This window comes from Niabella drilacis, from assembly GCF_900101395.1.
In the GTDB taxonomy this organism is placed as follows: Bacteria; Bacteroidota; Bacteroidia; order Chitinophagales; family Chitinophagaceae; genus Niabella; species Niabella drilacis.
The window spans coordinates 61,141-74,759 of sequence record NZ_FMZO01000020.1 but is presented as its reverse complement, the minus strand read 5'-3'; the positions used below and the strand labels follow the sequence as shown (position 1 = coordinate 74,759).

Genomic DNA, 13,619 nt, shown 5'->3' with positions numbered 1-13,619 from the left:
CTCCCGGTTATAGACTTCAGGTTGAGCCGGGGTAAAAACGCAGATAGTTCATACTCCACAGAATCGGTAAAACCATGAACAATCTTCAGGACAATGGATGAAAAGCTAAGTTTGGTGTTACGGGTAAAATCAACCGAACGGTTAAGATATTGCTTATCCAGAACGGGGCGCTCAACAAAAGAAAAGATTTTTTTTAGAGCCTTCGCTACTGCGCGCTCCTTCAGATTTTGTTACTTTTGACATATATTTTAGTTTTCAAACACAAAATAAGGCGTTTTTCCCCATAAGGTGATTATACGCCTTATTTTAATAGCATTGGTGAGGACACAAACCACTGCCCACGCCACGGTCTGTGTCCTCACTGACTGAGAAAAGAAATAATTTTGATGCCGGCTTATTATGAAACAACCATTGGAATCTGCCTACCCAAACAACCGGTTATCCAATCCATAGGGCCGGGAGTCTGTAATTTTTATTTTCCTGAAATCAGGGTGCTGTGGGTTCAACAGCAGGTTTGATTCTTCGGGGATCACCGCAGAGGGTACCCTTAAAGCAAGATGCGACTGCTGCTGCAGGAACTGGTCGCCCATAAAGCGGGTATATTCAAAATCCTCCGCCCATTTTTCTTTTAATACGTTTTGCTGGATCTGTACCATCCGGCTCTCCGGTACTTTCAGGGTCAGGAGATAGTACTCCGGCAGCATTTTATACAGGCTCCTGTCGTAGTTTACAACAATTTCCAATGCAGCAAGGGAAATATGTTCAGAGGTGTATAATGCATATACCCCTTTTGAGTTCCAGCGCCCTCCGAACAAAAAGGCCCCAAAACCGGATATATCTTCTCTGTAGGGTGCATGCACCAGGCGATAAACAAGCATCAGGCAGAAATTCCGTGTTCCATACGATGAAGCAGACCAATAACCTCCTGGATACCGGTATGAGTGGAGAGCAACTCCTGTACCATTGCCCCGTTTAATGAAAAGGGGTGGCTGTGCAGCCATTGGCGAAAACCATCCTTCCCAAAAAATTCATTGCCGATATCAATGAGCTTTGCAAGTAAAAGGATCCGTTCAATTTGCAAACCATTAAAACCTCCGTCTTCTTTCGCATACCGGTGCAGCGAACGTTCGGAGATATAAAGAAGATCAGCCCACTCATTCAGACTAAACGGTGCCCGGTCCGCTATTTTTCTGAAATGGGCATAGGTAAAATCTTTCACTGCAGGTGCTCTTTTTGTGGCTTTATCCGGCACCTGATAAATAGCCTCAAAATCTGAAACAAGTGAAAGTGGGGGATCTTCTGCAACAGGATATCGCTTTACGTTTTTTTTCATAGTACGACATTTGTCACAAAGGTATGTGTTTTTTGCCGAAATTAAAAATCATTCCCCTACCGCTCGCTTTCCGCAGTTTTGGACCACACTTCATAGATCGGGTCGCCTTTGGAACTCAATCCCGTATGTACCCAGTCGGGGCCATCCAGCCGGTCATTAAATTCCAGCTTCATCCCAACCCTTGAGCTGTCTCTTGAGAAAAAGCCGATCGTTTCGGTATAGACCCCATCCTTAAATGTATAAGTGCCGCCGCCGGTGCCCGAAAATTCTCCCGTCTCCACATTAATAGCAGCCCATTGAAACCGGTCATTGGTGAGGAATTTAAGGGTACGCCTCGGCGCCAGTTTTATGTCCTTAAGATCATTGCCCTCCCTGCGTTTGGTGATACGCCAGATCCCTGTCATCCTATTATTGGCTTCCCCTACTTTAACCCATTCGCCGGTTTCCCCGGATAGATCACTTTGTGCCTTTCCGCCTTTTACATTCCAGGTAAAAACATCCCGGGTACCGGTCTTGCTTTTATCATCCGAATGAAAACGGTAGTTCAGCTGTAGCTTGCCCTTCTCGATACGCTGAAACCCGCCAAAGGTTTTGAAAAACCTTTTCCCGGTAGCGTCATAGTGTGCGATCATGCAGTAATTATCTGCTGCCATCAGTATCCAGGTCTCATTTCCCCGGGTATGCATCCAGCTTCCGGTTACCGGGGTCTTTGTATCCAGCCCTGTAAACCCGGCAAACAGGATCAGGCAAAACATGCTCCATAAAGGGAGTTGATATTTTAATTTCATCAGAAATGATTTTAAAATAAACAGATCCGTCAATACCTATATTTCTCTCAGAATACGCCCGATCCGGCTCAGTTCTTCCTTACTAAAGGTACTGTTTTTCAAGCAACCAACAGAATCCAGCAACTGAGCACTGCTACTGGCTCCTACCAGCACAGAAGTAACTCCGGGATCTTTCAAAAGCCAGGCCAGGGCCATTTGAGCAAGGGTTTGGCCGCGTTCAACAGCCAGCGTATTCAGCTGCTGCACCTGCTGCAGGCGCTCCTTTGTGATCTGGTCCTTCTGAAGAAAGCCATGCTTTTTGGCAGCCCTGGAGTTCCTGGGGATCCCTTTCAGGTACTTGTTGGTCAGCAAACCCTGTGCCAGCGGAGAAAAAGGGATACAGCCTACACCTTCTTTTTCCAGCAGCTCCAGCAAACCATCTTCTACCCAACGTTCGAACATCGAGTACTTGGGCTGATGGATGAGGCAAGGGGTACCCAGTTTTTTTAATATCTTAAAAGCCTTTGCAGCCTCTTCCCTGCGATAATTAGAGAGCCCCACATACAGGGCCTTTCCCTGCCTCACGATCAGGTCCAGCGCCGTCATGGTCTCTTCCAGCGGTGTTTCCGGATCGGGTCGGTGATGATAAAAAATATCGACATATTCCAGCTTCATCCGCCGCAGGCTTTGATCCAGGCTCGAAACCAGGTATTTTTTAGATCCCCAATCCCCGTAAGGACCGTCCCACATGGTGTAACCGGCCTTTGTGGAAATGATCAGTTCGTCCCTGTGCTTTTTGAAATCGGTATGCAGGAGCTTTCCAAAATTGGTCTCTGCAGAACCCGGGGGAGGTCCGTAGTTGTTAGCCAGGTCAAAATGCGTGATGCCTGCGTCAAAAGCGCTGTGCAGGGTTTTGCGGTAAACGTTTTCATCATCTACATCGCCGAAATTATGCCACAAGCCCAGCGAAATAGCCGGCAATTTCAAACCCGATAAACCGCACCTGCGGTATTCCATTTCTGCGTATCTCGAGGGATTAAATTTCATCAGTTTATTATTTTGCTATTATTGTTATCCAACTAAAGTAGTAAAAAAAATGGTTCGGAGGAGCCGCCGTCCGTGAATAGAGCAGGAGGCGTTGTGCGAATTGAATTACCTGCTAACTGTGGTTTCGGATAAAGTCGCAATCTTTACCGGCAGTTTTGAAATGACAGAACAAAAACAGGATTTGTCACCCAGATGAAGGATAATGGCGTTTTTCAAAGAATATTGAAGGGCGGCCTTATAGACCTATACGAGTATCAGATATACGATCTTTATTTCGATAACAGTTGAATGGCTTTCTCCAATACCTCATCTTTATTGCTGATGATTCCGGCTATCGTGGGTTTTACTACTATATCAGGTACGATTCCCGTTCTTTGTGTGGGCGTTCCATCAGGGTAACAGATCCCGATACCGCTGAATCTTGTTTTGATATTGCCCGGGAGCATCATTTCGGATACATTCCCATCTGCACCGGCCGTATTTGAACCCATTACAACGCAATTGGGATAGGTTCTGTATGCCATAGCGTGAAATTCAGAGGAACTTTGGGTTGTTTCATTCACCAGCAGCACTACTCTTCCGGTATAAGGTTTGGTGACAGGTCCTGAAAAGGGGCTGCCTACTTTCATCGGAGGCGCATAATAAAATGAACCCGGTTGGGCAATTTGAGGCATCAGGAATTTTACAAAGGGCGCCTCCTTTGACAAGAGATAATGAGGAATAGTATACGCTAAATTGTCTGAAGGATAATTCCTGAGATCGATTATAATGCCTTTGGCGCTTTTAAATTCGGTAAAAATTTTTTCAACATCATCGCGTTTCAGTTTGCCATTATTAATATACCCTATTCCATTGGCCACCCATTTATAAACAGAGGCCGACACTGCACTAAAAGCCTCTCCAAATTGTAATTTATCGCCCCCATAGCTGGAAACCTTGCGGCTTATTTTCTTCCCGTTTCGTAAAGTTTCCACCTGCAGCGTACTGTCATTTGTCCTGGTGATATTGCGGGCAATATCCCTCAGCTGTGTCCACCGGTTAGATGCGGGCGTATATGTTGCAAGATGCTCAATGACCGCTTCAACCGGCTGGTTATTTATTTTTGTTATTTGATCACCAATCTGAAAGCCGTTTTTTATAGCTAACTCTTTATTAAGATACCCGGCAACTATGGGTTTTTCATCAACAAATTGAACCTTTACGGGTATATACCGGGTACCAAAAAAATGATATAAAGCATAATCTTGATTCACCTGAGCATGGGTATCATGTATTTGCCCGCAAAGTTCAAGCACCGCTAATTTGTATTCCAGTTCATTACTGGCATTCAGGAATTTTGGAATAAATTTTCGCAGGGTATTTTTCCAATCTTCTCCGATCAGATCCCTGTACGGAAAAAAATATTGCACCATGTTCCAGTAGCGGTACAGCGCCAACAGCTGAAACCCGTCGTCCGTGTAGGGGAGGTACTGATACGGTCGTTCATTTTTAAAAACCACGTTGCCTGCCGGTCCTTTTGTTACATAATATTGCTCCGTTCCTGGTCTTTCAGCATTTTTTACGTTCCATAGTGATGCCTGAAGCTTTTCGGAAAAACCAGATTGAGTTATCCATGCCAGGTCTGTTTTTAATATGGAACTGTCAATGGTCTGCTGCTTCCCGGCACTTTTTAAAGCCCCCAGTGTATCGATCCAGTTGCATAAAAGCGCATCTTTTCCTGCTTCAGATGCATTTAATATTTTTGGCAATACCCTAAAAAGTGCATAATCCCAGTTATAATCACCTTTAGCAATGCCGGGATGATAATATTTTAAAAAGCCCCAGATCAGGCCTACCTGGTACAGGGTATTTATCTTATTGCTATCCAAACTGCTTATCTCTATCCGGGAACCGGGGGTATATTCATGATCCTTGTAAGCCGGCGTATTATCAATGGGCTTTAGTTCAGCAATATCCTTTCCGTCAATGGATATTTTAAGGCTGTCCATCCACATTTTCCCTTTTCCCGACAATATGCCGCCAAATAGAATTCTTTCCTGCTTTTCAGGGAATAGAGGAAGTGTTATCTTATATTCTGTCCAGTCGGTGGTGCCTTTTACGCCTTTATTACTCATATTATCGAAAGCCAATCCTCGTTCTACCCCCAAAAACAATCCGGCAAAACCATCTGTTACATTCTCTGTTTTAATAAAGCCGGAGAGTGTAATACTGTCGCCCGCGTATTTTTCACGTATAGCACTCCTCCAGGTGGCAAAACCGGGTTTGCCACCTTTATATCTAATGGACGCAGCATAACGTCCGTCTTTGACGGTTTCAGCATCTAATGCAGCCTCATATATTGAGCTGTCATTCCGGCTATTAGCCTGCCACCCAATGGCAGAATCTCCAGAGACGTTTTCAAAACTAAGGTTGCGGGAGCTTGTTTGGCTTTGTGATTTACAGGAAATTAAAATCGGGAATGATAAGACAACAGATATAAATAATCTCATACGGTTTATTTTGGAAAACAATGTTCCACTAAATCAATGCAAAAAGAGGGCATCCATGATTTCCGCCTCCCTATTCACCATTCCCCGTACACGCCCCTACTTCAGCTCATCCAGCACTTTATACATTTTACGCACCAGGTTATAAGCACTGCCGTTATAATTATTGACGAGGAATGAAAAGATATAATCCTTCCCGTCCTTTGCCTTCTGATACCCGGAAAATCCCTTTACCCGGTTAATGGTGCCGCTTTTCATCTTCATATCATTGTAGAGTGGAAAGCCTTCGTAGTAATCCGCAAACCAGGGTTGCCGGCGGGCATAGTTCAGGATAGTTACCTGTGCTCTTGTGGTGATCCGGTTCTGGGGCGACAGCCCCGATCCATCGTATAAATGCAGTTCATCCGGTGCCACACCTTTATCCTTCCAATGTTCCTGCAACGCGGCAATCCCATTGTCTGTTGTAGCCATCCCCTTTTGGGCGCCACCCACGGTCCGGAGCAATACTTCTCCATAAAGATTTATGCTCTTCCGCAGAAACCAGTAAATGATCTTTGAAAGCTCGGGAGAGCTGTTGGTATAGATCCATTTTACATCCTTCGCCTCTTTATCGGTTGTACTTACTTTATCCCGGGAAAAACGGACCATACCTTTAAGACTGTTGATCACTGTTTTTGCAAACTGGTTGGCCGGATCATAGATCGATCCGGAAACCGCAAAACTGCTTTGCCCGGCAGGAATGGTTCCGGTTAACACACCTGCCTGCCGGCCCATAGAAGGATAGTACAGGATACTGTTATCGCCCGAATTCTTTTCAGCAGCGGTAGCCAGCGATGTGATCCGGTAGTCATACAGATAGGGCACCGTTTTTACCACCGAAACCGGGCTGCCCACCGTGCTGCCGGACTTCAACACCAGATCAAACTGGTTCTCGCGCCAGTTAAGCGCCTGTGCACCTGCGCCGTAGTAGTTCCCCAGGTCCTGCCAGATCCATCCATCCGGGATGGTTTCATTTCCCCATTTGCCGGTATAGATCAGGATACCATTCAGTTCTTTAATACCAGATTCTTTTATGGCCGCTTTCAACCTTGTCAGAAAAGCCATATCCTTTGTTTCCTCCCAACGCCAGCTGGCCAGCGTGGGATCTCCGGAAGGGTCTACATATAAGCTCTTCCCTCCGGGAGTATTAACGATACCGAAACGGGTTTCATACCGGTGGTCCTTTCCTAAAATGTCAAAAGCAGTAGCGGCCGTTACGATTTTCTCGGTAGATGCTGTGGCCATACCTACATTGCTGTTCTGATCAAAAACCACTTTCCCTGTTTCCGCCTCTATTACATAAAGGGAACTTAAAGCATACTTTAGCTGTGTATCTGCATTAAATGTTTCCATTGCAACGGAGAGCCGGGATGATAGCTGGCCCTGTGCAGTCAGCCATCCCAGGGTAAACCATAAAAGAGCAAAAAAACGCATAGAAAATACCATTGAGAAGGGAAAATACAACATTTACCTGAAGTCAGACCGCATTTCCCGTAAACGGGTGCATAACATTTCAGGATCTTTGTTTTTGAATGAGCCGGCTTATAGAATTGGGTACAAAGTCCTGCCGCTTTTTCGCCGATAGCGCGCATAGTAAAAACAGGGCGGGCTGATTGCCTGTACAGTTCTGCAGGATCCGCGAAAGGTAAGCGCTCATGGATTGCCGGGGTAAACACAGATGCAGCAAAGTAATGCCTCTGCCGATATTTCCACCGCCTTTGATGATTCAGAGCGCCAACAGGCTGCAGCCGCGGATATCACTGTTGTCGCGCCGGCCCAGTACTTCAAAGCCACCGTCGGCATGCACAACACCCAGGTCATCGGTTGCGATGAAACTGCAGGAATAAAGATTTGCCAGGTCAACAATATTGAGCACTCCCCGTTCCGGCCGGGTAACTACGGAAAGCGGATCGTCTTCCTCCCGCAGCACCGCACGCATCCAGGGCGGGGTAAAAAAGATACCATCGCCTTTTGAATACGCCTGCGAAAGTAATTCCGTCATGCCATATTCAGAGTGAACGACCGGTACCTCAAAACATTGTTTCAGCCGGTTGTGCACTTCCGCCCGGATCAGCTCCTTCCGCCTTCCCTTCATCCCTCCTGTTTCCATGATAGTGGTATGTTGCAACGGCATCGGGAATTGCTCTGCAAAGTCAAGCAATGCATAGGTTACCCCGATGAGCAGCGTTTTTTGACCGTTTTTTTCCAAAACCTCAAGGGTCCGGGCCAGGGTTTCAAGATCATGAAGATAAAAGCCGCTGCGGGGATGCCGGCTGTCACGGATCAGTTGATCTACCATATAGACCAGTGAAGAGTGCCCCCGCTCCAGGTAGGACGGCAACAGGCCCAGGATACAGTAATTTTCTGCATGCCCGTAAAAAAGTTCAAATGCTTTTGTAAAACTGCTTACATACAGGCCTGCGTCCTTTACCAGGTGCCGGCTGTTGACGGTTTCTGTAGTGCCGCTGCTTTCAAAAAGAACGCCGGGCTCAAACGTAGTAGCCGTAACCGCGTGTGTTTTAAAAAAACGGATCGGTAAAAAAGGGATATCGGACAAACAGGAAACGGCAGATACCCTGCAGCCGATAGCATCTGTATAATTCCTGTAGATGTTATTTTGCTGATACTGAAACAAAAAAACCTCCTTTGCAATGGATTCAAAGCCAGCTGCATCAACCTCAAATATAGCTTCTCTTAACGCTTCCACTTCCATAAGATAAGCCACAAAAATACAAATAGGGCGCAGATAAATAAAGGATTAAGTTTGCAGCAGAATTGGGTTCTTATGGCTACAAAGGGCAAGGTGTTTTTTGATTTTATTATTTTCAGCAACCTGTTTATTGCATGCTGCGCAGTAGCCATGTGTTTGAGTACGGTCGCCTTCTTTAACCTGGGGAAACTGCCCTCCAACTATGTAGCCTTTGTTTTCTTCTCTACGCTTTCCAGCTACAGCATTCACTGGTACCTGACCAACGAGGAGGTAGAAACCACTGCCAGCCGTACCGACTGGCTCCGGCAACATAAAAAAGTTCACGCTTTTTTTTTCCTGGTCAGTGCGATAGGCACACTGATCTTCCTGATCCGGTTAAAGCCCTACTGGATCTATATCCTGCCTGCCGTGGGACTTACCCTTTTATATACAGCTCCAAAATTTCCGCATCGTTTTTTCCGGTCGCTGCAGCGGTATATACTCGGCAAAACCTTTTTGCTGGCGGCTATGTGGACCTATGTAACTACTGCACTGACTTTTTTTGTTCAGCAGGTTGCCTGGCAAACTTCGCATTTCGTCTATGTTGCGGCCCGGTTTGCCCTGATCTTTGCGATTTGCATTCTTTTTGATTTAAGAGACAAACAGTTCGACCGGCAGACCGGCATCAAAAGCCTTGTAACCATACTGCCTCTCGAAAAAATAAAAATAATTTTCACGCTGTTTATTATTGTCAACATAGCAGGCGCTTACATACTATATACTTATACTCAGGACATTATACATTTTGTATTTCTTTCGTTGCCGGCACTGCTCACATACCTCCTATACCCCTTTGCAATAAAATCTAAAAATGATTACCTTTTTTATTTTATTTTAGACGGCCTGATGGCGCTGACATCCGTATTGTACTTTATGAAAACCGTTTTTGAGATGTACATACAATAAGTTAGCACAAAAATTGATAGATATAACTTATGCATACTTCATTTAATAAAATTGTACACTTCACCCGCCTGATAAAGATCAATGGCCGTTTAAGAGAATTCAATTACCGGAAAAATAACAATGCCGGCAGCTATGTTTTTGACGTGGATACCGCAGACGACCGCGGCAACCGCTTATTTTTCAGACTTCTGAAAGAAGATAATGAATGGGCGCTTACCTCCAAGATGTCGATACCGGAATGGGTTACCGACAACAGGGAGTTACTGATTACCGAACTGGAAGAAGGTGTTCTGAACAATTAACGGTCCCCCACCACCTATTGCTATGACAAAATTGTCGGTTAATATTAATAAAATCGCCACCCTCCGCAATTCACGGGGTGGCAACAACCCGGATCTGGTCAAAATGGCGCTGGATGCGGAAAATTTCGGTACCGATGGTATTACCGTGCATCCCAGGCCGGATGAACGGCATATCCGTTACCAGGATGTCTATGACCTTAAGCCCGTTCTTACAACCGAGCTCAATATTGAGGGGAATAGCAGGGAACAAAAATTTGTAGACCTGGTGCTGGATATAAAACCGCACCAGGTAACGCTGGTCCCTGATGCAACGGGGCAGCTGACATCGGACCATGGATGGAATACCATTCAGCATAAAGACTATCTAAAAGATATTATCCGGGTCTTTAAAACGGCGGGCATCCGGGTATCGATCTTTGTAGATCCGGATACCCGGATGGTGGAGGGCGCAGCAGCGGTTGAAACCGACCGGATCGAATTGTATACAGAAGCTTATGCGCGCAATTTTACCGCCAACAGGGAAGCGGCTATCGCCCCTTATGTAAAAGCGGCCGAAAAAGCCCGCGAGCTGGGTCTGGGCCTCAATGCGGGGCATGACCTGGATCTAAACAATCTCAATTATTTCAGCCAGCAGATCCCATGGCTGGATGAGGTCAGCATCGGGCATGCACTTATTTGCGATGCTCTTTATCTTGGTTTTGAAAATACCATCCAATTATATAAAAGACAGCTCATCATGAGAAGCGGTCTTTAGCCGTGCCTTTTATACAAACACAGATGAGCCGCATATTGATTAACCAGTGGTCCTGCAGGTAATCTGCACCCTGATCTCTGTCCTCAATCACCGGCGCTGTCTCCTTTCCCGGATGGTGTCACGTTCGTTTGCTGTAGTGGTGCTTTTTCGAGCATAAACCCATTTTCGGCGGCAAAGCGCACCTGTGTGTCCTGCAGGCGCAGGATCACCTCCTCCTGGGCAACCAGTACCTGGTTCATGCGGTTACTGGCCGTGATGCGGGCCGCTTCATCCGGCGCATCGCCAATCTCCCTGTAAGCCGTATAAAGGCTTTTGAAGTATTCAAAGTAACGCACCGCAACCGTTTTAAAATCCTCTCCCCCTGTAAATGTCGAAACATCAACCTTTTCGATCTGATCGATCTTTTGCTGGATAAGTGTCTCCATCTTCCCGGCAGCTACAGATACATTTTTATAGTCCGCACTGTCTGCATACCTTTTGATCGCGTTCTCTGTTTCCCGGATGGGTTCTGCCAGACTTTGCTCCAGTTGCGCAATTTCATCGCTGTACTGCTTGGCCGTCATGGTGATCTTGCCTTTACAGGCAGCCAGCAAAAGCAGGACCGCTGTACATAATAAAGTGTTCAGTCGCATTCTTGAATTTTGTTTTAGCACCCCTTATAGCCAGGACACAAGGATCCTCCGCCACTGCAACCGGGCCGTTACTACGCCTCCGATTCCCCCTCAGCACGCCCACGGGTCTTCCGGGCATAGTAATAATAGATGGGCACTCCAATAATAACAATAACCAGGCCTAATAATGAGGTAAAGGTCTTTGCATATAATAACCCTATGCCCAGGGTACCTGCCATCAGCAGGTAAATAACGGGGATCACCGGGTAACCAAATGCTTTATACGGACGTTCAGCATCCGGCCGGCTGCGCCGTAAACGGAACACGCCTATAATGGTTAAAATATAAAATACCACAGTGATAAATACTACGTAATCCAGTAAAACGCCATACTGGCCGCTCAAACACAAGGCGCTGGCCCAAATGCACTGGGCCCACAATGCCCATTGAGGTACCGCATTCTTATTAAGCGTACCGGCCTGCGGAAGAAACAGTTTGTCCTTGGCCATCGTATAATACACGCGTGCACCCGATAAGATCAGTCCATTATTACATCCAAAAGTGGAGATCATGATCATTACAGCGATAATTGCAGCGCCATAATGACCAAATATGGAAGACGCTGCGGCAGTGGCCACACGGTCCTGAACGGCAAAGGCAATATTAGGGCCGGCCACCTCCGGGGCATAGGCCACTTCCGTACCGGAAGCAGGTGGGAACATTGGCAAAACAGCCAGGTACATCAGGTTCGCCAGCAGGTAAACGACCGTCACTACCAGGGTGCCTAAAAAAAGGCTCATTCCTACATTGCGTTTGGGATTCTTTATCTCACCTGCTATAAATGTAACATTTTCCCAGGCCACACTACTGAAAACAGAACCTACCATGGCTCCGCTGATCAGTCCCAGGGCCACCATCATACTGCCGGGCGACTGAAATACAGACCATCCCAGCTTGCCCCCGGCCGTATCGTTCACAGGTGTTGTAAATTTCATATCAAATCCGGTGGCCCAGTTTGTATTCCATATATCGGCTTTTGCCGCGATCAGCAGTCCAAAAACGATCAATCCAAAAAGGGAAAACAGTTTTACGATGGTAAAGACCGTCTGGATCATTTTTCCATCTTTTACCCCCCGGGTATTTACATAAGTAAGAAATACGATCAACGCAATGGAAACCAGCTGCGCCGGAAAGATCCGTATTCCGCCCAGCTCAAAAAGAAGGTTCTTTTCATCCATGGTCAGCGCCGGGATAAAATAACCTGCAAACTTGCTGAAGGCAACACCCACAGCAGCAATTGTTCCGGTTTGAATAACGGAAAAAAAGCTCCACCCATACAAAAAGCCCAGCATGGGATTATAGGCCTCTTTTAAATATACATATTGTCCTCCGGCCTTGGGAAACATAGACGACAACTCCCCATAGGTGATCGCGGCAAAAACCGTCATTAAACCGGTGATCACCCACAAGGCTACCAGCCAGCCAGCCGATCCCACCTGCCGGGTCATGTCTGAAGTCACTATAAAAATACCGGATCCGATCATGGACCCGGCCACGATCATCGTTCCGTCAAATAAATTGAGCGATTGTTTAAACGCAACTTTCTCGGCCATGGTTTTAATTTATAAGCTCAAAATAAGATTTTATTGGAAATAAATGGCCACAGAGGTTCAGAAGCACAAAAATTTCCAGGAAGGCTACAGCGCCACTGAACACTGAGTTTATTCCCAGCCCTTTGATTTTATACTTTAGCCGCCGGTCTTTTTCTGTCCCTGTGGCTAAAGCACATTTTCTTTATGCCCGGTATTGGAAGCAGTTTGTTCCGGTATTCAACAAACACGGAGGCTCAAAGGAAAAAGCAATCGATCTTCGTTTGGTATTTTTACAGCATCGTTTATTTCTTTTCCTTCCCGTATTGCTCATTGAGCCCCTTCACCACTTCCCCTGTAATATCATACGCAGTATCTTTGTAGTAGAACAAACCCGGATCATCCGCAAAAATGAAAGAAAAGTTCTTTTCCGCATTAAAGGTCTTCAAAAACTCCTCGATCTTTTTTTTAACGCTCATATTCTTGCTGGCCAAAAAATTGTTGTATTCCTCCATCAGGCTTTGCCGTTTTTCCATCATTTGTGCCTGGTTTGCTTCTACGTCCCGCTGGGCCGACAGCGCCTGCTCCTCCGTCATGGAATTGCTCTGCTGCTGATACGCCCCAACCTTGGCTTTAAAAGCCTTATCCATCCTGTCGAGCTCAGCGGTAATAGCGCTTTTTTTTCTTTCAACTTCCCGCTCTACATTCTTTGCCAGCTCATAATGCTGCTGAATAGAGTCCATATCAATATAGGCAAATATAGCATCATGACGCATCATTGAATCTTTTCCCTTTGAAAGCACCATACCGGCATGCGGAGGCGTGGAATTTCCGTTAAGTTGTTTGTACAACAAAAAAGCTACAGCTACTACCAGTAATGCATTTACAACAAGGAGCGCATTCTTCATTTCCCAGATTTTTACAATAAATATAAAACAACTTGCAATATACCAATGAATTAAACAAAAAAAAAAGCTGTCGGCTATCTTATGAAAGCGTTAACAGGACAAAAAAGCCGCCCCAATGGATTGGAGCG

The 13,619-nt window shown here is 46.0% G+C and carries 13 protein-coding genes; 3 read left to right on the top strand and 10 right to left on the bottom strand.

What is annotated here, in order from left to right; genetic code table 11:
• Positions 1-422: 422 nt before the first annotated feature.
• The 7 genes from BLS44_RS23160 to BLS44_RS23135 form a co-directional block, all read right to left on the bottom strand.
• Positions 423-878: an RES family NAD+ phosphorylase gene (locus BLS44_RS23160; protein WP_176954526.1), complete on the bottom strand. Its 456-nt coding sequence runs from the start codon at positions 876-878 to the stop codon at positions 423-425.
• Entirely contained in the window at positions 878-1,333 is a 456-nt protein-coding gene (locus BLS44_RS26705) for an antitoxin Xre-like helix-turn-helix domain-containing protein (RefSeq protein WP_176954525.1), read from the bottom strand. The genes BLS44_RS23160 and BLS44_RS26705 overlap by 1 nt, the downstream gene beginning before the upstream one ends.
• 56 nt (positions 1,334-1,389) lie before the next feature.
• The gene (locus BLS44_RS23155) at positions 1,390-2,121 is read right to left on the bottom strand and encodes a hypothetical protein (protein ID WP_090392911.1); all 732 of its coding nucleotides are present in this window, start codon (positions 2,119-2,121) and stop codon (positions 1,390-1,392) included.
• A gap of 36 nt (positions 2,122-2,157) precedes the next feature.
• The gene (locus tag BLS44_RS23150; RefSeq protein WP_090392909.1) at positions 2,158-3,147 is read right to left on the bottom strand and encodes an aldo/keto reductase; all 990 of its coding nucleotides are present in this window, start codon (positions 3,145-3,147) and stop codon (positions 2,158-2,160) included.
• Between the two features lie 269 nt (positions 3,148-3,416).
• Complete coding sequence (locus BLS44_RS23145) at positions 3,417-5,636, bottom strand: S41 family peptidase (RefSeq protein ID WP_143019898.1); 2,220 nt, start codon at positions 5,634-5,636, stop codon at positions 3,417-3,419.
• A 96-nt stretch (positions 5,637-5,732) separates the two neighbouring features.
• Positions 5,733-7,106, bottom strand: a complete 1,374-nt coding sequence (dacB, locus tag BLS44_RS23140) for a D-alanyl-D-alanine carboxypeptidase/D-alanyl-D-alanine endopeptidase (protein WP_176954524.1) — start codon at positions 7,104-7,106, stop codon at positions 5,733-5,735.
• Between the two features lie 292 nt (positions 7,107-7,398).
• A complete protein-coding gene (locus BLS44_RS23135; RefSeq protein WP_245729373.1) occupies positions 7,399-8,397 on the bottom strand; it encodes an acyl-CoA synthetase family protein in 999 nt (332 codons plus the stop codon).
• A 60-nt stretch (positions 8,398-8,457) separates the two neighbouring features.
• Between BLS44_RS23135 and BLS44_RS23130 the strand changes: the two genes are divergently transcribed.
• From BLS44_RS23130 to BLS44_RS23120, 3 genes are read left to right on the top strand one after another with little or no spacing between them, the layout of a single operon-like run.
• Entirely contained in the window at positions 8,458-9,327 is an 870-nt protein-coding gene (locus tag BLS44_RS23130; RefSeq protein ID WP_090392905.1) for a UbiA prenyltransferase family protein, read from the top strand.
• Positions 9,328-9,356: 29 nt separating this feature from the next.
• Positions 9,357-9,629: a hypothetical protein gene (locus BLS44_RS23125; protein ID WP_090392903.1), complete on the top strand. Its 273-nt coding sequence runs from the start codon at positions 9,357-9,359 to the stop codon at positions 9,627-9,629.
• A 22-nt stretch (positions 9,630-9,651) separates the two neighbouring features.
• Positions 9,652-10,383 (top strand): pyridoxine 5'-phosphate synthase, encoded by a 732-nt coding sequence (locus BLS44_RS23120; RefSeq protein ID WP_090392901.1) that lies wholly within the window; start codon positions 9,652-9,654, stop codon positions 10,381-10,383.
• 83 nt (positions 10,384-10,466) lie between these two features.
• On the opposite strand, the gene BLS44_RS23115 is transcribed toward BLS44_RS23120, so the two are convergent.
• The 3 genes from BLS44_RS23115 to BLS44_RS23105 all read right to left on the bottom strand — a co-directional run bounded on the left by BLS44_RS23115 (position 10,467) and on the right by BLS44_RS23105 (position 13,491).
• Positions 10,467-11,015, bottom strand: coding sequence for a hypothetical protein (locus BLS44_RS23115; protein WP_245729371.1), 549 nt, complete (start codon positions 11,013-11,015; stop codon positions 10,467-10,469).
• A gap of 71 nt (positions 11,016-11,086) precedes the next feature.
• Positions 11,087-12,607, bottom strand: coding sequence for an APC family permease (locus BLS44_RS23110; RefSeq protein ID WP_090392899.1), 1,521 nt, complete (start codon positions 12,605-12,607; stop codon positions 11,087-11,089).
• Between the two features lie 281 nt (positions 12,608-12,888).
• On the bottom strand, positions 12,889-13,491 hold the full coding sequence (locus BLS44_RS23105) for an OmpH/Skp family outer membrane protein (RefSeq protein ID WP_090392897.1): 603 nt from the start codon (positions 13,489-13,491) through the stop codon (positions 12,889-12,891).
• Positions 13,492-13,619 lie beyond the last annotated feature (128 nt).